Annotated in this window: 13 protein-coding genes; all 13 read right to left on the bottom strand. The window is 43.1% G+C overall.

Features of this window, described 5'->3' with window-relative positions; genetic code table 11:
- Positions 1–302: 302 nt before the first annotated feature.
- Positions 303–2,126: an HAD family hydrolase gene (locus HVZ39_RS09445; RefSeq protein ID WP_181633515.1), complete on the bottom strand. Its 1,824-nt coding sequence runs from the start codon at positions 2,124–2,126 to the stop codon at positions 303–305.
- Positions 2,126–6,466 carry a glycosyltransferase gene (locus HVZ39_RS09440; protein ID WP_181633514.1) on the bottom strand — a complete coding sequence of 1,447 codons (4,341 nt, stop codon included), beginning with the start codon at positions 6,464–6,466 and terminating at the stop codon, positions 2,126–2,128. The genes HVZ39_RS09445 and HVZ39_RS09440 overlap by 1 nt, the downstream gene beginning before the upstream one ends.
- Positions 6,467–6,509: 43 nt before the next feature.
- Positions 6,510–7,871 (bottom strand): ABC transporter ATP-binding protein, encoded by a 1,362-nt coding sequence (locus tag HVZ39_RS09435; protein ID WP_181633513.1) that lies wholly within the window; start codon positions 7,869–7,871, stop codon positions 6,510–6,512.
- A complete protein-coding gene (locus tag HVZ39_RS09430) occupies positions 7,861–8,691 on the bottom strand; it encodes an ABC transporter permease (protein WP_346011482.1) in 831 nt (276 codons plus the stop codon). Before HVZ39_RS09430 ends, HVZ39_RS09435 begins: the two co-directional genes overlap by 11 nt.
- Positions 8,692–8,724: 33 nt before the next feature.
- Complete coding sequence (locus HVZ39_RS09425) at positions 8,725–9,654, bottom strand: glycosyltransferase family 2 protein (RefSeq protein WP_181633512.1); 930 nt, start codon at positions 9,652–9,654, stop codon at positions 8,725–8,727.
- Between the two features lie 2 nt (positions 9,655–9,656).
- Positions 9,657–10,205: a dTDP-4-dehydrorhamnose 3,5-epimerase gene (gene rfbC / locus HVZ39_RS09420; protein WP_181633511.1), complete on the bottom strand. Its 549-nt coding sequence runs from the start codon at positions 10,203–10,205 to the stop codon at positions 9,657–9,659.
- A 4-nt stretch (positions 10,206–10,209) separates the two neighbouring features.
- Positions 10,210–11,100: a dTDP-4-dehydrorhamnose reductase gene (gene rfbD / locus HVZ39_RS09415; RefSeq protein ID WP_181633510.1), complete on the bottom strand. Its 891-nt coding sequence runs from the start codon at positions 11,098–11,100 to the stop codon at positions 10,210–10,212.
- Positions 11,101–11,128: 28 nt separating this feature from the next.
- Complete coding sequence (rfbA, locus tag HVZ39_RS09410) at positions 11,129–11,995, bottom strand: glucose-1-phosphate thymidylyltransferase RfbA (RefSeq protein WP_181633686.1); 867 nt, start codon at positions 11,993–11,995, stop codon at positions 11,129–11,131.
- A gap of 18 nt (positions 11,996–12,013) precedes the next feature.
- Positions 12,014–13,102 (bottom strand): dTDP-glucose 4,6-dehydratase, encoded by a 1,089-nt coding sequence (gene rfbB / locus HVZ39_RS09405; protein ID WP_181633509.1) that lies wholly within the window; start codon positions 13,100–13,102, stop codon positions 12,014–12,016.
- A gap of 399 nt (positions 13,103–13,501) precedes the next feature.
- Positions 13,502–14,395, bottom strand: a complete 894-nt coding sequence (galF, locus tag HVZ39_RS09400; protein WP_103283994.1) for a GalU regulator GalF — start codon at positions 14,393–14,395, stop codon at positions 13,502–13,504.
- A gap of 165 nt (positions 14,396–14,560) precedes the next feature.
- On the bottom strand, positions 14,561–15,955 hold the full coding sequence (wcaM, locus tag HVZ39_RS09395; RefSeq protein ID WP_181633508.1) for a colanic acid biosynthesis protein WcaM: 1,395 nt from the start codon (positions 15,953–15,955) through the stop codon (positions 14,561–14,563).
- A gap of 11 nt (positions 15,956–15,966) precedes the next feature.
- A complete protein-coding gene (gene wcaL / locus HVZ39_RS09390) occupies positions 15,967–17,187 on the bottom strand; it encodes a colanic acid biosynthesis glycosyltransferase WcaL (RefSeq protein WP_103928352.1) in 1,221 nt (406 codons plus the stop codon).
- Entirely contained in the window at positions 17,184–18,464 is a 1,281-nt protein-coding gene (wcaK, locus tag HVZ39_RS09385) for a colanic acid biosynthesis pyruvyl transferase WcaK (RefSeq protein ID WP_047500572.1), read from the bottom strand. Before wcaK ends, wcaL begins: the two co-directional genes overlap by 4 nt.
- Positions 18,465–18,478 lie beyond the last annotated feature (14 nt).

The raw sequence follows: 18,478 nt of genomic DNA, 5'->3' as shown, positions 1-18,478 counted from the left end.
CGTGACATTTAATAATACCAAGATTGGCAGACGTTAAAAGCCTCTACATTTAGATAATAACGACTTGTTATTACAGAAAAAATCATTCAACAAGTACATAAGCATTAAATTACATCGCTTTTTTGAGAAGCAATTAACGGATACACTATTAAATTAACATATTAGTGTCACCCATTAATCATTAAGCTCACAAAAAAATTTGAGACTAATCTTGTGCACAAATATATTCAACTAAGTATAGATATCTAACCTAATAAATCTATACGCAAAATTTCACTTAAAAAGTGATGGCAACTATATAATTAGCTTACGATATAGTCTTTAACGCAAAGAGATTTTAGCCGTGAACTACCCCAGGCATCGAAATTAGAAACCTCAGTAATCGCAGAAAATTTTTTCCAGCTATTATTTTGCACCAAATTTAACATCCCTAATGTTAACTCATGAGGCGTTAATTCAAAACTCAACTTTTGACAAAGCTGTTGGTAGCTCAAACTAAATAATAATGCACCATCACAGATATCTCGGACTGACTGTGATATGTCAGATTGCAATCCTCGTCCCTTATCTCCAACAGGTTCAGAAGTGATTGCATCATACCCAATAATAGAATCATGTGGTGCGGAAAAAAATAACTCTACGGCAACGCGGTTCTCATAAATTGTGTCTATAAGAGAAGCATCTGCATTATCGCTTTCAAACATCGCAAACATATTAAGGAATGATTTACGCCTTAATTTCTCAGTCGTATTCGACAGACAGAAATAATAGCCAAAAATATCAATGTCGATAAACTGTTTTAAAGCATGGTAAAAGGCTTCCTGAGTGGTCCCACTCCAACCTACATCAACAAGTGCAATTTTTTCGCCCTGTTTGATTCCTAATTTCTGGATATAATTAAAAAGACCACGACGATTTTTCCGACAAACTTGCAAAATCTGCCACCGCCAGGCATATAAAAACTTGCTCATTAATGGGAACAACGATGAGGTGAGCGGCGTCTCGTCCGATAATCCAAAAGAGGCCATAACCTCAGGTGCGGGAGGTGTCACACCGATGCGTTCGAGAACTTCACGTGGCTGAAGCCCTTCTGAACCAGACAACAAAAATGGAATGTATTGAACAAAGTTTTGATCGTTGATGGTTGCAAGTGTCAAGCTTGTACGAGAACCGTAAAAATAAGTTGAATCGGGGAAAGTACCAATATCACCACGCTCAACCATTTTTTGCATGATGTAACCATCACGAGCTAAAAAGAAAACATGATCAATCTCTTGAATAGCAGCCTGATTCTTGATCCACTTTAAAAAACCAAGAGATGCCGCACCGCCATAAGCAAACCCAAGGCTTTTGTATTCTTGCAGAGAATGATATCCCTCATGATTTTTCAGCATACCCTGTGCAAAAGACAGCGCTAATGGCAAACCTTTACTGATAGTTCCAAGATAATGCGAGCGATAATGGAATGCCTGCAGGCCTTTTTCACGTGGACGGATAACATCTGAAACTTCATTATCTCCCACATGTAATATTTTCTCTGGTTCCACATTAAAATGACGGATAATAACATCAAAAAGTTCACCTGAGTCGCGCTTGGTCACGTTTTCGTCAGCAGAACAAAATATTTTTACTCCTCTTATGCCGTATTTCTCCAGCACTTGGTCGAAGAAGCAGGCCGGAAGATACATATCAGATGCGACAACAACAGTTTTACCCCGCTCATGTATCTGTTTAAATAACTCAAATATGTTTCCGTTAGGTTCAACAAGATTCAGTTCTAATTGATATTCAGCATCTGCGTATTTTCTTGCGAGAATCGAGTCTTGCGTAAAAGCAGAGTATATATCTTCAAGAGTTATTTCTTTACGTCCATCAGCAACCATCCTACGGAAGGCCTCAGCTTGTGCCCGCTGTCGTCTTATCCGAAAGTTATCAATACCAAACTTTTTACCCAAAATATCGAAAGTGTCTTCAGGGTCCGCAATGGGCCGAGTAAATAACGTATCAAAAAAATCAAAAGAAAAGATCTCTACATCATTCAGTACTGATAATGGCATATCCTTAAAAGATTTTATCGCATCAGAATGAATTTCGAATTCAGGTCCCAGAATTGTATTCATAAGCATTAGCAACCAACCTCAAAATTAATTCCGTTAGGATGCAAGTTAATATTAAAGAAAGGATCGTATTGATAGTAACGAGGGTGCTTCTTATTGAGCCGCTCCAACTCAGCCATTAGACGACGAACTTTCGCTTCATCTTGATGATCCAGACCACGGCTAACAGACTCATAATGATAAAGTTCAACCGCCGGACACATCACGTTGTAGTAACCTGCATCAACACTACGGAAACATAAGTCAACATCGTTATATGCAATTGGGAAAGATTCATCGAATTGACCTACACGGTCAAATTTTGCTCTCTCCATCATCAAACATGCACCTGTTACTGCTAGCCAGTTGTACTCTAAAAGGTTGCGCATAAAATAACCTGGCTGCATGCGTTCGGTGTTATGAAAAGCATGCATAGGACCCGCAGCAAGATTAAGTACACCAGCATGCTGTATAAGATTAGTCTCAGGATAAAGTAGTTTAGCGCCAACCGCCCCAACATGTGGTAATTGAGCATAACCAATCAGACGCTCAAGCCAGTCAGAATGAATAACTTCGGTGTCATCGTTAAGGAAAAGTAAGACCTCCCCTCTTGAGTGAGCCACACCAACGTTATTGAGTTCTGAGAAATTGAACGGATGGTCATGAGAAATGATTCTAATATTATCAATCTCAGCAAGAGAAGAAAAATATTCAAGGGTGCCAACATCGACCGAGCCGTTATCAATAATAATTATCTCGTAGTTAGAGTAGCGCGTTTTATCTAAAATCGAGTTGATACAACGACACAGAACATTACCGTTATCACGCGATGGAATAATAATGCTAACTAAAGGATTACCCACTGGGAAATAATTCACGCGAAAATAACCAGGAGGATTAATGATAGCTTCAACACACCCCTGCAAACCACGGCGCTCAAGCGCATCTTTACGTACATTAATTGAAGATTGTAAAACATAATCCTTTGCAGCAATATCTGAGGCTGTGGATTGCGGAATAATACGCCAGTGATAAAGCACTTTAGCAATATGACTAATTTTAGTAGTTTGTTCCGCAACACGGAGGACGAAGTCCCAATCCTGACAGCCATCAAAAGCAGAACGCAGCAGACCTGTTTTTTCCAAAAGAGATACCTTGACACAAGAGGCATGGCAAGTAAACATCGTACTCATCATTGTATCTGGTGACCAATCTGGTTTGAAATGAGGCTGAACGTAGCAACCCTCTTCTGAAATTTTATCTTCGTCGCTATATATAAAGTCTGGATCTTCGTTATTAATGCAAAGAGCCATCTCATACAAACAATCGGGTGTTAAAAGATCATCATGATCCGTAAAGACGATATAATCACCAGAAGCATTTTCAATAGCTACGTTAGTCGCTCCAGAAATACGGCTATTCGTTTTTAGATGAACGATTTTAATTTGTGGATTTATAATATTTTCAAGAGCATCATACAACTCAGGGTCTGTGCTGCAGTCATTGGCAAGAATTAATTCCCACTTGGGATACCACTGTGCTTCAATTGACTCTATAAGTTCTTGTAATAGATCCAGTGGTGTATTATAAATCGGAACAACAATTGAAAATAATGGTTTTACAACCATCTCAGCGATAATGTGATTTAAATCTTCAGGCTGCGCAGGTGTAACATAACAGTACTCCGCCCTACCTGATTTCAAGCTATAACCTTCACTGCGGTTGTATGTTATTGAGGAATTTAACATACCCGACACTTGCTGAATACCCGAAGATATATTGCTTTCGGCAGAATTGGCGGGGATGGGTTGTACAGGCGTATTAAGGTTTGCTGAAGTATGCATCATTTGGATAATTCTTTGATGGCGCAGACGGGCAATAACACCTTTTACCCCTTCATCGCGCAACGTTTGCATTCCACGTGAAACTATTTTTTTAAGTCCATGTTGGCTATATAATCGTCTTGTTAGGGAGGTTAAAATCTTGCAGCGGCGCTTAACCATTCCAATACGTCGCAGTGGTGCAGTTATTCTCCAGCTTGATGACGATTCAAGGGCATTGACTCTGCTCATCGCACCAGTAAATTGATTATTCGTATGTTCAAGTTGCGCCTTAGTTGTAGATAGTTGAGCTTTTGAGTTTTCTAACTGTGCAGTAATGACATCCAACTGCGCCATCGCTGTTTCAAATTGCGCTGTCGTAGTAATCAACTTTTCAGTGGTTGCGTTCAATTGCTCCCTAATGGTTTCCATCTCATGTTTCTCGTTATTTTGAAAAATTGTAATTAACGAATCATTCTTGATAATTTCTATTTCAGCTTCGATAATTATTTCCGGGAGTAAAGGGAGTTGTTTAAGTAAAATTTGAGGGTCGTCAGATATTGAATAATAAATTTGATTGAACTCGCTATTTTTTATGGTCAAAATATCAATGTACTCAGCATAATCATGTTCATTTCTAAGCTGCCAAACAACCTCCCCATCAGCATTTTTAATAATAAATGTATGTAGAATAAACCAGATACGACTGTCTACAGGATCGAAGCGAAGTTTAATCTGCGGAGACTGAATATCATTTTTTATTTTCCAGCGAATTATATTTCTCCCACTGGATAATACAGAATATTGTTTTTTATCTTCTGTGAACTCCGTCTCCTGCGAAGCATAATAAATACATGCTATATTCTGTTTTATATTCACAGGTGATAAGTTTTTTTCTCCATTCCAATTAAGCAATTCACCGACACTGCGACCAGTAACTTGGTGTTGGAACTCTGCTTCTCTTTGCATATAATTGTGTAAATCTTTATCACTGAGATGCATTCCCAAATTCTCAAAAACATACTTTATAAATTCTTTTCTAGTAATTAATTCATTACCTGTAGGTGATCGTACCTGGGCTTGATTTAATACAAGAATGATCCCTCGAAATAATAGGTGGCCAAGCTCAATTCCATCGGAATGTTGCCATTCTAAATCAAACAACACCGGGCCTTCATCCTGTATTATGATGTTCTGCGGTATGGCATCAATAAAAGATCCTGGCAAAAGGTAGTTGGTTTCTATTACTAAAGGCTGAACGACTGAATTACTTTTCTGGATGAAACTGTTAAGCGCATACAGCCATTCTTTCATTAACCCTATAAAATTATTAAAATCCCAATCATCTGTACTGAGAGTATTAATAAATTTTTGCCCAAGCAGCACACCTTTATAATAATGGTCGTTATTTCTTCTTATCTGTGTATATTTTATATTATCTGACTCGACAAAATCTTTCTGAAAAAATTGATATGATATATTAATTTCACCATTTTCATTTTCACGGAAAATGGTTTCCTTCGAATATTCTTTTTTCCTCTGCGTACTATAATGATAGGCAAGTACAGAATCATCAATCAGCACGTCACCATCAACACTCGCAACAAATATGAACGAGTTAGCCAAGGAAACACCAAGCTTATTATTAAATATCTCAGGAAAGCATTTTGCCAGCGAAAATGTCAAATGCGTTGGTAACTGAGGGTCACTGAATACACTTTGCACCGCAAGCGCAGAAGCATCAAATACAGTTGAATTACTCCCCTTTGGGGTAATAATTGACATGGGTAGCTTATAATCCGGGAAAGGGAGCATAACATCCGAATTGTTATAGCCAGTTTCAGTAAGAAGATTAGTTAGTTCTTCATAACCCCATGTTTTTGGTTCTCCGGATTTATAACGCCCCTCAATACCATACATCGACTGACGTATATGGTCCTCTGGTGCACCAGCAAAATATTTGAGACCTAGCTTATTTTCAATCGCGATAAACAAGAACCCGCCAGGTTTGAGTAACTTTCGAATCTGAATTAGAAGATCTTTTTCAGGATGGTCACCATCACCAAACATTGTTGCGTATTCAAGCACACCAATCAAGGTAATCGCATCGAACTGGCGGTCAGGCTTAAAAGAATCAAAGCGCTCGGCAACCACCTGAACGTTTTTCAGATCTCGGGTACGACTCGCAGCTATTGAAGCACGGCGTTGACTCCCTTCCAGAGCGAGGATATTTCCACCATTTTCGCCAAGAAAACGACTAATAGCGCCACATCCAGCCCCAATTTCTAGAACATCCCCTCTTAATAAGTGTGCAAAGGGGCGTAGAACATTTCCGCGTTGGGAACTGAGATGATACAAAGTTTGCCAGTCAGAGCACTGATCGCGGAGTTCAGATGAAAAAAGGCTAATGTCATGTGCATTTCTAATAATCTTTGCAAGATGGTTTTCTGCGGCATCACCGTCATTATAACCAATGTTGGTGTAGTCCTCACGCTTCCATACATTGAGGTTTTTGTCTAAAAAATATCCAAGACTTTCGAGCTGAAACATAAAACCACCTGTGTTCGACATATCTCTTATAATCAAAGTGATGTCATAATTCATTGAAACTGATTCGAGTGCCTAAGTTAACTAAACCGATAAACTGCACACGATTAGTCACACTCAAATGTATAGAGTCATAACGCCTGTCATGTGGCACTACAGAGCCACCCTCATTACAACTAGCAATACCTACGGAGATGAAATAATCTCCGGTGGCCAGATTGACAGGCATTGTCAAAGAAACATGCATAATATCACCTGGATTAAAAGGTTTTGATATATCAATATTCTGAAATTCATTGTTAGTATTATAAATTGTTATCCCTTCTTTGGTTTTAAGAGCAAAACCAAAAATAGGGCGGTACACCGCCTCTGTAAACCTTACATAAAAATCCAGATGAATTGCACGCTCACCTTCGATAACCAGCGGATATTCTTTGTCATCCTGAATCAGGCGGTAATCAACAAGTTCCGCTTTTCGATCGCCCCAACGATATTCAGAAGCATTGTAGTTAGGCCTTAATTCATAACCAATACTATTTTTTATCCAGCTGTCTTGCGCCACGTCATCTTGCAGTTTTTCTTCCGACAGTAGTTGCTCTATACTCGACTCGACTTCCTGTTCAGCAACCTTCTTTTCATCCGTCTTACCGAACAAGAGATCAAGATACTTATTGACCACCATGCGTGGCGTATCTTCCATAAGCAAGACGCCATCGTTTATTAAGATGGCAGAATCACAGTGGGTCACAATTTGTTCAGTCGCGTGTGATACGAACAGGATCGACGTTCCTTTTTCTTTCAACTGTTTCAATCGAGCAAAACATTTAGCTTGAAATTTAGCATCCCCTACAGCGAGTGCTTCATCAACGATCAATATTTCAGGCTCAATTTGTGCCTGAATAGCAAAAGCCAAGCGGACTAACATTCCACTTGAATAGGAACGTACCGGCGACTCTATAAAATGACCAATATCAGCAAAACTTATAATATCATCGATTTTTTCTTCTATTTCAGTCCGACTAAGTCCCAGTAAAGCTGCATTCAAGTATATATTTTCACGGCCAGAGAAATCATTATTAAAACCTGCCCCCAATTCAAGTAACGCGGCAACCCGACCATTTAATTTTACATTCCCACTTGTAGGTGTTAGCGTGCCAGCTATAATTTGCAAAAGTGTGGATTTACCGGATCCATTTTTACCAACAATGCCTACAGTCTCACCTTTTTTTAGGCGGAAGCTTACGTCTTGCAAGGCCCAAAAATCATCATGATATAATCGTGACACCTTACCCAATCGATGATGAACTTTAGGTACCACAAACTCTTTTAAGCGTTTTAGTGGGTTATCATAGACTTGGTAACATTTACTGATATTATTAATCTCGATTGCATACAAATCAGATGACATCAGCAAATCCCTTTCTGGTTTTCTGAAACCAGATATAGCAAAAATAAGTTAGACATAAAGAGACAAATGAATAAATGCTCAGTCCCACGAAGTCGGGTAATTGTCCCCAAACAATCACACTCCGGGATTGTTCGATTATGTATGTCAACGGATTAAGAAGTACAATATGTTGCATTCCAGAAGGTAACGCAGAAAGAGGGTAAAAAACGGGAGATAAGAAAATCAGCACAGTAACAATGACCCCGATTGATTGACCAATATCACGAATGTAAACCCCTAAAGAGGAAATGAGCCAAGTAAGCCCAAGAGATAAAATTATTAATGGTAAAAACACCAGTGGAGCGAAAATTATTGTCCAGTTAACAAAGCCGTTAAATATAAAAAAAGCCATGATCAAAACTGCACTGCTTATTAAGCTCTGAAATACCGCAGAAAGTACAACAACAATAGGTAATATCTCCAGAGGAAATACAACCTTTTTAACATAATTCGAATATTGCAAAATCAAGTTTGGTGCTCTTAATAAACATTCAGCCAAGAATGAATGCATTATCAAACCAACGAATAGTATAATTGCAAACTGAGTTTTCGGTTCATTAACAGCAGCAGCTCCCCATCGAGCTTTAAATACTACAGAAAAAACCAAAGTATATATCATAAGCATGAGAATGGGATTAATTAGAGACCATACAACACCAATCGCAGAACCTTTATACTTACTAAGAATATCTCTTTTTGTCATTTGAAAAATAAGACTTCGATTCAGCCATAGCGAGTTAGTTAGTAAACTTAAGGAAGTCGCATTTATTTTCACACTCACATCTTCACCTCAAAAAAAATTACCTTTCCAACATCAAATTTTGTTAAGAAAAATGGCGACAATTAGAGCGATATTTCCGCACAAAGTTTGTCGATATAAGCGCAATTCGTAAATCATCTTGATCCTGCTAAAAATATCAGCATTTCTTTTATTCTCGAAACTGCGTAAGACTTTAGCATTCTCAGTAGTTAGTTGTTCTCTGAATGGTTTTAAAAGCTCAATATTTTTATCATTCCAACGTTTAAAATGCCCACCCATTAATTTCTTAATTCGCTGAAACCGAGCAAAAATTGTTAGATTTGACCCGATGATATTTTCTTGGTGTTGCCGGTACTTTATTGTAGGTGAACGATCATAATAAACACTCCCCCCACAACCTGTAATCAAAAGATAAACCCACCAATCGTGTGAAATTATTTCCTGCCATTTCGGTGTATTTATGACAATATCCCTGGCAGGTTTGTTCATTACCATTGTATTACCACCTGCAATACTCTGAACCAAAGCATTGCGGAAAGATGGTGTTTTCGTAAATAAGGGTGATAAACCAATTTCTCGCCCTACTGCGTCAGTCAGAATGGTTCTACCACAGTACACCGCTGGCACCTGACCAGCCTTAGAAGTCAAATGATTTAATGCACAAGTCAACTTCTCATCAAGCCATTCATCATCCTGATCGCAAAATGCAAAATAATCAAATCCCTCTCCACAATACTCGAGCGCGGATATAAAGTTCCATGCAAAACCTTTATTAGGGCCGCCAATCAGGACAATCTTATCCTGCCCATAGCTTTGCTGATATTCATGGATGATATCAATGGTACCATCAGTTGAACCATCATCAGATACGAAAACAACCCAATTCTGGTACGTCTGATTTATAATTGAGTCAAGCTGTTTGTTTAAGAACTTAATTCCGTTGTAAGTACACAAAAGAATAGCGACTCTCTCATCTTTCTTCATGATTAGAGGTAGGTTTCCGCATCTGATAATAATAGCCCTTTCTCATCTTTAGCTGAGAGCTGAATTTGAGAGGTGGCTGGCCATTTGATATCAATTTGCGGATCATTCCAGATAATACAGCGTTCTGACTGAGGCGCGTAGTAATTTGTTGCTTTATATACAAATTGGGCAGTGTCGCTCAGGGTTAAAAAACCATGAGCAAATCCTTCCGGAATCCAAAACTGACGCTTATTCTCAGCACTTAAAACCACACCAACCCATTGACCGAAAGTGGCTGAATGTTTGCGAATATCGACTGCAACATCAAAGACTTCACCTTCAATACAACGAACAAGCTTGCCTTGGGCATTTGGTTCCAATTGGTAGTGCAATCCACGTAGCACGCTTTTCTGTGACTGTGAATGGTTGTCTTGCACAAATTCGATTTTCTTACCTACAGCCTCTTCAAAACCCTTCTGGCTAAAACTTTCAAAGAAGAATCCACGTGCATCACCAAAAACCTTTGGCTCAAGAATAAGAACTTCCGGAATTGCAGTTTTAATGATATTCATTTATTTACTTTCCAAGTATTTCAGTTACAACACGTTTGACGCCTACGGTCCAATCTGGAATCACTGTAGCAAACGCTCTTTGGAATTTCAGGTTTGATAAGCGCGAATTAAGCGGGCGCTTTGCCGGAGTAGGATAGGCTGATGTATCAATGCCTTTAACATTGCTAACAACCAGCGATTCACCGAGATCACGAGCAATATCAAAAACAAACTGGGCATAATCGTACCAGGTTGTTTCTCCACTGGCGACCAAGTGATAAGTGCCATAAAGCGTATGATTGGTCACCGCAGCACGGATAGCTATTGCCGTACAATCAGCCAACAACTCCGCGCCTGTTGGAGCTCCAAACTGATCGTTAATGATCGACAACTCTTCTTTCTCTTTCGCCAAACGCAGCATGGTTTTAGCAAAGTTTGCGCCACGTGTTGCAAAAACCCAACTCGTACGAAAGATAAAGTGACGTGGGTTATTTGAAGCAACTGCAATTTCACCCGCTAGCTTGGTTTCGCCATAGGTATTTAATGGACCGGTGTCTTCATCTTCAAGACGGAAATGTGTACCTTCCCCATTAAAAACATAGTCAGTGGAGTAATGTACAAGCAGCGCTCCCAGAAGAGCAGATTCCTTCGCGATCACTTCCACGCTGTCTGCATTTAATAACTGTGAAAGTTCACGTTCGCTTTCAGCTTTATCTACTGCAGTATGTGCTGCAGCGTTGACCACTACATCCGGTTTGACTTGACGAATAGTCTGCGCAATACCTTCCAGATTAGTCAAATCACCGCATAATTCTGTATCAAAAAAGTCAACAGCAATAACTTCACCCAATGTTGACAAAGAGCGTTGTAATTCCCAGCCAACCTGACCATTTTTACCTATTAATAAAATTTTCATTGTTTTCCCGGCCGCAGCGCATTCACTTTTATTCGTTAATCAACATCTGTAGATAACGACCGTAATCCGTTTTGGAGAGTTTCTTAATCTGTTCCGCAACCTGGGCTTTAGCTAACCAGCCTTTACGATATGCAATCTCTTCCAGGCAAGCAACCTTCATACCCTGACGTTTTTCAATGGTATGTATAAACTGGGATGCTTCTACCAAGCTGTCATGGGTACCAGTGTCAAGCCATGCAAAGCCACGCCCCAGCAGTTCAACCTGCAGATCCCCCTGATCAAGATACATCTGGTTCAGGGTAGTAATTTCTAGTTCGCCACGAGCGGAAGGCTTAACACGTTTCGCCATTTCCACTACGTTGCTGTCATAAAAGTAGAGGCCGGTGACCGCCCAGTTGGATTTGGGTTTCAGCGGTTTTTCTTCGATAGAGAGAGCTTTGTTATTTCCATCAAACTCAACCACCCCAAAACGCTCGGGATCCTGGACCTGATACCCGAAGACCACTGCCCCGTTGGTTAACTGCGCGGCAGCTTCTAGTTTTTTACCAAAACTCTGACCAAAATAGATATTGTCACCGAGTACCAGCGCACAAGGTTCATTGTTAATGAACTCTTCGCCGATGATAAAAGCCTGAGCCAGGCCATCCGGGGACGGCTGCACCTCATAGGAGAGGCGGATCCCAAACTGCTCACCATTTCCCAGCAGACGCTGAAATGACGGCATATCTTCCGGTGTTGTAATAATTAAAATGTCACGTATCCCAGCCAGCATCAGCACAGAAATGGGATAAAAAATCATAGGTTTGTCGTAAACGGGTAACAGCTGTTTCGACACCCCCTGAGTAATAGGATACAGACGGGTTCCGGAACCACCCGCTAATACAATGCCTTTCATCATTTTGTCCTGTAATTATTAATCCGTCAGACCCAGACGTTCGCCTGCGTAAGAACCATCCATTACACGTTTCCACCACACCTGATTGTTGAGATACCATTCAACAGTTTTTCTGATGCCAGACTCGAAGGTCTCTTCAGGCACCCAGCCTAGCTCATCCTGTATTTTGCTTGCATCAATGGCATAGCGTAGGTCGTGGCCGGGGCGATCGGCGACATAAGTAACTAATTGTGAATAGCTACTAATTCCATCAGGTTTGTTAGAAATAATCTCATCGAGAATAGTACAAATTGTGTTGACCACTTCGATATTCTTACGCTCGTTGTGGCCGCCAATATTATAGGTTTCACCCGCCACACCAGTGGTCACGACTTTATACAGCGCACGCGCGTGATCTTCCACATACAGCCAGTCACGAATCTGCTCACCGTTGCCATACACCGGCAGAGGTTTACCGGCCAGTGCATTCAGAATGATCAGTGGAATGAGCTTTTCCGGGAAATGGTATGGACCATAGTTATTGGAGCAGTTGGTCACCAGCGTTGGCATGCCGTAAGTACGGCGCCAGGCGCGAACCAAATGGTCGCTGGATGCCTTGGAAGAGGAATAAGGACTGCTTGGGGAATAAGGCGTTTTTTCTGTAAACAGTGGCAATTCTGTACCGGCAGGAACCTCATCAGGATGAGGTAAATCACCATACACTTCATCAGTTGAAATATGGTGGAAACGAAACGCAGCCTTACGGGGATCATCCAGTTGCGACCAGTATTTTCGCGCGGCTTCAAGCAGTACGTAGGTTCCAACAATGTTGGTTTCAATAAACGCAGCTGGCCCAGTAATAGAGCGATCCACATGGCTTTCAGCTGCAAGATGCATCACCGCATCCGGTTGATGTTCTGCGAAAATGCGCGCCATAGCGTCACCATCACAAATATCCGCACGTTCAAAAACGTAACGGCTATTACTGGAAATCTCAGCCAAAGACTCAAGATTACCTGCGTAGGTTAATTTATCAACATTAACAACAGCATCTTGCGTATTATTTATGATGTGCCGAACAACAGCAGATCCAATAAACCCTGCCCCACCAGTGACCAATATTTTCACGTGAATCTTCCGTTTTACTTTCGCTAATTTAAATAACGCACCGGGCAGACCATAAGATGAGCGAAAAACATGCTTTATCAAGGCACGCTACCGCCCCTGGCTCTATAGCTACCAGCGTACTAGATACAACTACCGTCAATTTCTGTGAAAGCGCGTAGAATAACGTAGTTGAAAATCGTTACCAAGCACAAAATGTTACATCTATTTTCTGCTCAAACCTACAGGGAAACAAGAAAAATCTCGCACTGTTAACCAGCTCCGAAGGTACAAATTTCAACCTTAATCACTGAGTCAATTAGCCAAAAATAAAAAGCAGTGAAGACGACTGAAGCCTATTATCTCTTCTTTTGTCCTCAACTGCCTTTACAATAAGCAAATTCTTGCACGTCTTATTTATGACTACTTAGTGAGCAACTTTTCAATACTTACGCGGAACTTTGGCCCTTCCTTCAGGTTACGCAGCCCGTACTTAACAAACGCCTGCATATACCCCATCTTCTTCCCGCAGTCGTAGCTGTCGCCAGTCATCAGCATCGCATCAACAGACTGTTTTTTCGCCAGCTCAGCAATAGCATCCGTCAACTGAATACGCCCCCAGGCACCGGGCTGGGTATGCTCCAGTTCTGCCCAGATATCAGCAGAAAGCACGTAGCGCCCTACTGCCATCAGATCGGAATCCAGAGTCTGCGGCTGGTCTGGTTTTTCAATGAATTCAACGATACGGCTGACTTTACCTTCGTTATCTAAAGGCTCTTTGGTCTGAATAACAGAGTACTCAGACAGATCGCCTTCCATACGCTTAGCCAGCACCTGACTACGCCCGGTTTCATTAAAACGAGCAACCATGGCAGCCAGGTTGTAGCGCAGCGGATCTGCGCTCGCTGTATCAAGAACAACGTCAGGTAATACGACGACAAACGGGTTATCCCCAACAATTGGGCGAGCACAAAGAATTGAATGACCCAGGCCCAGTAACTGAGCCTGACGAACGTTCATAATAGTCACGCCAGGAGGACAGATAGACTGCACCTCGGCTAATAGCTGGCGCTTAACACGCTGCTCAAGCAACGATTCGAGTTCGTAAGAGGTGTCGAAGTGGTTCTCAACCGCGTTCTTAGACGCATGAGTCACCAGCACGATTTCTTTGATACCTGCAGCTACAATTTCGTCGACAATGTATTGAATCATCGGCTTGTCTACGATCGGTAGCATCTCTTTAGGGATTGCCTTCGTGGCAGGCAACATGTGCATCCCCAGACCTGCTACCGGAATAACTGCTTTCAAATTAATCATTAAGTCATTCACCTATTCAATTGTTGCTGAATTATAGCTTTTTAGCTTGTTTTAGCCAGTATGAATTACATTACTCCGATGCAGCGTATGTTACGCCGCTTAACTTCGCAATGCAGTAATCTTAATCCCATGGAGGTGTCACTTTAGCCAGGAATGGTCGCAAAGTTACCTCTCCCGTCCCGGGAGTCGAAAATTCACCGCTTCGACATTCACCACCTGATGGTTTACCCGGTCGATGTCAACTGAGCTTTGCCCGGTTTCGTTTACCGCATGGACATTCGCCAGCGAGAGTAATGTGTCCTGTTTTGCCATAAACTTGCCGCGCACATCCTGACGGAGATCGAAGTGCATCTTAAGCGCGGGTCCCATCGCGGATTGCTGCATCACCCTGATGTTACGTAAAAAAAGGTGCTGTGGTTGGTTATGCAACTCAAGCGTGGCACGTTTCATCTGCACATTGGTGATCGCCACAAATGATGTCGCATTACCAGAGGAGATCTGAATACCGCGCAATTTGTATTCACGTTTCGTATTATCCAGATGGATATTATTTAACTTAAAGTTTTGTGGAATGGATAAATAACGCCCTTTGATTACGCCGTAACCAATGAGCATACCTGCGCTATTCTCCATATTGATATTATCAATTACGAAATTATCACATCCGTAAATAGCGACCGTCGCATTATCAATGCCCGCTTTCTTACTATAATCCGGAGTGATATTTCGCGCGGTAATATTACGAATAATAAAGTGTTTGCCGTTCTCCACATGGACTAACTGTCGGCAGTCGGTGCCGGTGATGTTCGCTACCACAAAGTTTTTTACCGCCAGTTCATCGGGATAGCTATTGTCATAGGTACTCCCCGCCAGACCGATGCCAATGCCCCAGTTCACGTTGCCGTTGGTACAGTTGATACGTTCAATGACATGGTCAGAAATGAGGATATTGCTGTCGTTTATCGCCACATTCCACTCAATTGCATCACCCTGTAAATCGCTAAAACGGCTGTTCGTGATCTTTACGCCGTCCATTCGATTATGAAAACCCTGACGCAAAATGCCATAGTTAGCGCGCGTGACGGTAATATCATCGATAATCAGATTACGCATCAGCCTAGAGGTTTTACCGCCGATATAGATTTGCGTCACCGGACCGAAACCGCTCATGGCAATCCCTTTTATCACACAGTCCGACCCCCGCACATCGAGGGTAACGTTCCTCAGGCTCCCGCCCTGCTCGCCCATCACCTTGCATCCATCCTGCAGAACAAAGCGCCCACGGCCATTGCCGCTTATTCGCCCTTGCAGGAATAGCGTTTTGCCTGGCGGGATAACGATGGCGGTATTGAGATCCTTACATTCCAGCCCTGTTGGTACGACGACCGTTTGTCCTTCTTTGAACGCCTGCCTGAAAGAGGCCACCCAATCCTGTGGGTTGTAATCCTGAATGTTGACGCTGCCCGGTGATTCTAGCGCCCGAACAACGGGAGAATGCAGCACGACAAGCGCAGAGCCTGCCGTCAGAAAAGTACGGCGTGAGAGTTTTTTCTCTGACATACAACCTCGATTTACATCGTTTGCAGCAGACTGGCTAACTGTTTATTGATCGCTAACTGATTAAATTCAGTTGCAATTTTTTCTCGCGCGCACTGCACAATCGGCTGCACCTGCTCACTGTCGAGCAGGCTAAATGCCGCTAATCGCTCGGCCAGCGCCTGCGCATCGTTTTCCGGTGCCAGCCAGCCAGACTTGCCCGACTCGACCAGTTCAGGGATCCCACTATGGACGGTGGAAATCACCGGGATCCCCACCGCCATCGCCTCCATCAGCGCCACCGGGATCCCCTCCATATCGCCATCCCTTCCGGTGATCGACGGCAGCAAAAAGACATCCGCCTGCTCAAGCATTTCCTTCACCTGATGGCTGGGTTTAAAGCCAGGCATCTCAATCACATCATCAAGTTGATATTGCTCAATTAGCGTACGCAGACGACGCTCCCAGGGGCCAATGCCAAGGATGCGATAACGGAATGCAACGCCCTGCTCTTTCAACTGACGACAGGCTTCGATGGCGACGTGCAGTCCTTTTTTCTCAGTTAACCGGGCGACAGAGATAATCTCCAGCGGTGCGGCTGGCGATTTCAACTGGCGTGGCGTAAAGCGCGTCATATCGATTCCCATGCGCGAGACCGCGATTTTCTGCGGCGGGCACCCCATATTTTTTAAACGTCCGGCCCAGAGGTTGCTGATGGGTAACATCAAATCCCCACGTTCAAACAGCTGCTGATATTCAGGGGTGTAGTGGGCAAGCACATCCCGATGCGAAACATCAATGCCGTGAAATACCGTGGCGATTTTGCCGCGGATCATCCCTAGCTCACGCAGTTTGGCGGCCGTTACGCCTGCGGGTCCAAAATGAGCGATAAACACATCCGCTTCAAACGCCCGCGGGTTCGCGCCACAAATGGCCGCCAAAATCAGATTGCGCGCCTCATCGCCATAGCGTGAAACATTCAGCGCTTTCCAGGTGGCTGCGTGGGTAATACCGCGCAGGGCCGCCACTGCCCTATACTTAAGCTTCGCCAGTTTACTGTTCGGCTCATTCAGTAACCAGCGCGTTTTTTCACCCAGACGGTAGGTATTAAATGAAGCATGGGTATTTTCAAGATCGCCCTTGTGCAACGCGACAATTTCCACGTCGTAGCCCATGTCGATAAATGCGGTAATCTGATTGAGTACAAAGGTCTCGGAGGAGAGCGGAAATTTAAGCAGGAAAAAGCCAACCTTCATTTTTCCCCCTCAATACGCGTTAAAACCGATTGCACCATGTTCACCCCACGTTCACGCTCACGCCTAACCGCGTCGCCGAGACGTATGTTCAGCTCAGGTAGCTGTCCGAGAGCATCGGCGACCTTCCCTTCCAGGCTGCCATCGAGCAGATGGCGAATATCGACGGCCATCTCTGCTAACCCCAGTTGTTGCATGATCCCTGCCGATTTATGCTCATAATTAATGGCGATGGCTGGCGTCATAAAATTCATCGAGATGATGGCCGAGTGCAAACGAGTCCCCACCGTCAGATCGCATGCAGCCAAAATTTTCCCCATCTCCAGGTCGTTGAGTTCATCCATCACCACGTGATAACGGCCCGGGTCGTTAACATACTGGCTCAGGTTCAACGCCACCATGCGGTCATCTTTGTTGTAACTATCAATACCGGTACAGGTTGACAGCGCTATCACCTGGTAACCTTCATCAAGGATGCGGTTCACTACCCCAGCAAAAGCTTGCTCATAGGCCTGCTGCGTAGTCCCCAGACGCTTATCAAAAGGAGCCAGCTCACGCAGAGTAATGGCAACGGTCTTCTGTTTTGCCGCCATGTGTAACCAGTGCTGTACGGCATAACCAGGCTCATAATCCTCATCATGGTTGTTTACCAGCCAGGCGGTATCTACCCCGGTTTCGACTTTATCCGTGTTTATTGCACTGCGCTTCATCAGATCCAGACTGACGGATTCACGCAAAATCAATGCATTACAGTGTCCAAAAACGTAGTTCGCCAGTTGATTAAACTGTTCATCCTGAAATGGCCCCACGCTGTGGCCAATCATGTACAGCGGTTTTTTCGCCATAAACGTACACAGGGCATGTTCAAACTGCGGTACGCCATACAGATCGACAAAAAACGATCCGCCGACCTGGATAATGGCGTCGTAGCGCGACAGCAGACGAACAAAATCGGTAAACCCCTGGGCGATCGCGATATTGCGCAGATTACCGGAATCGGTGACACGCGAGAGCAGCACCTGATGCTGATAGCGACGACGCAGCACTTTCTTCACGCGTCCCATAACGCCCGCAGCATTATTGTGTTGCTTCATCTGCGAATACAGCGGATCGCCCATCACCGGGCGGTTCAGCAACCACGAAGAACTCACCGGATAACGGCTCATAACATCCACTTCGGTCTCAGGACGCAACGCGTTAATGGCATCCAGCAAACCGCGCAGTATCGCGCTATCCCCACGGTTCCCACAGGTATGGTTGCCTAAAATTAGTAATTTCATTCTGACCTCTTAAA

It is taken from the genome of Citrobacter sp. RHB35-C21 (assembly GCF_013816515.1).
Taxonomy (GTDB): Bacteria; Pseudomonadota; Gammaproteobacteria; order Enterobacterales; family Enterobacteriaceae; genus Citrobacter; species Citrobacter braakii.
Note: the sequence above shows the minus strand (reverse complement) of the source record. Positions and strands in the feature narration are given on the sequence as shown.

What these genes read in the sequence shown, in the direction of transcription:
- HVZ39_RS09445 (WP_181633515.1), bottom strand. Translation starts at nt 2,126, where the DNA reads ATGCTTATGAATACAATTCTGGGACCTGAATTCGAAATTCATTCTGAT.
- HVZ39_RS09440 (WP_181633514.1), bottom strand. Translation starts at nt 6,466, where the DNA reads ATGTTTCAGCTCGAAAGTCTTGGATATTTTTTAGACAAAAACCTCAAT.
- HVZ39_RS09435 (WP_181633513.1), bottom strand. Translation starts at nt 7,871, where the DNA reads ATGTCATCTGATTTGTATGCAATCGAGATTAATAATATCAGTAAATGT.
- HVZ39_RS09425 (WP_181633512.1), bottom strand. Translation starts at nt 9,654, where the DNA reads ATGAAGAAAGATGAGAGAGTCGCTATTCTTTTGTGTACTTACAACGGA.
- rfbC (WP_181633511.1), bottom strand. Translation starts at nt 10,205, where the DNA reads ATGAATATCATTAAAACTGCAATTCCGGAAGTTCTTATTCTTGAGCCA.
- rfbD (WP_181633510.1), bottom strand. Translation starts at nt 11,100, where the DNA reads ATGAAAATTTTATTAATAGGTAAAAATGGTCAGGTTGGCTGGGAATTA.
- rfbA (WP_181633686.1), bottom strand. Translation starts at nt 11,995, where the DNA reads ATGAAAGGCATTGTATTAGCGGGTGGTTCCGGAACCCGTCTGTATCCT.
- galF (WP_103283994.1), bottom strand. Translation starts at nt 14,395, where the DNA reads ATGATTAATTTGAAAGCAGTTATTCCGGTAGCAGGTCTGGGGATGCAC.
- wcaM (WP_181633508.1), bottom strand. Translation starts at nt 15,955, where the DNA reads ATGTCAGAGAAAAAACTCTCACGCCGTACTTTTCTGACGGCAGGCTCT.
- wcaL (WP_103928352.1), bottom strand. Translation starts at nt 17,187, where the DNA reads ATGAAGGTTGGCTTTTTCCTGCTTAAATTTCCGCTCTCCTCCGAGACC.
- wcaK (WP_047500572.1), bottom strand. Translation starts at nt 18,464, where the DNA reads ATGAAATTACTAATTTTAGGCAACCATACCTGTGGGAACCGTGGGGAT.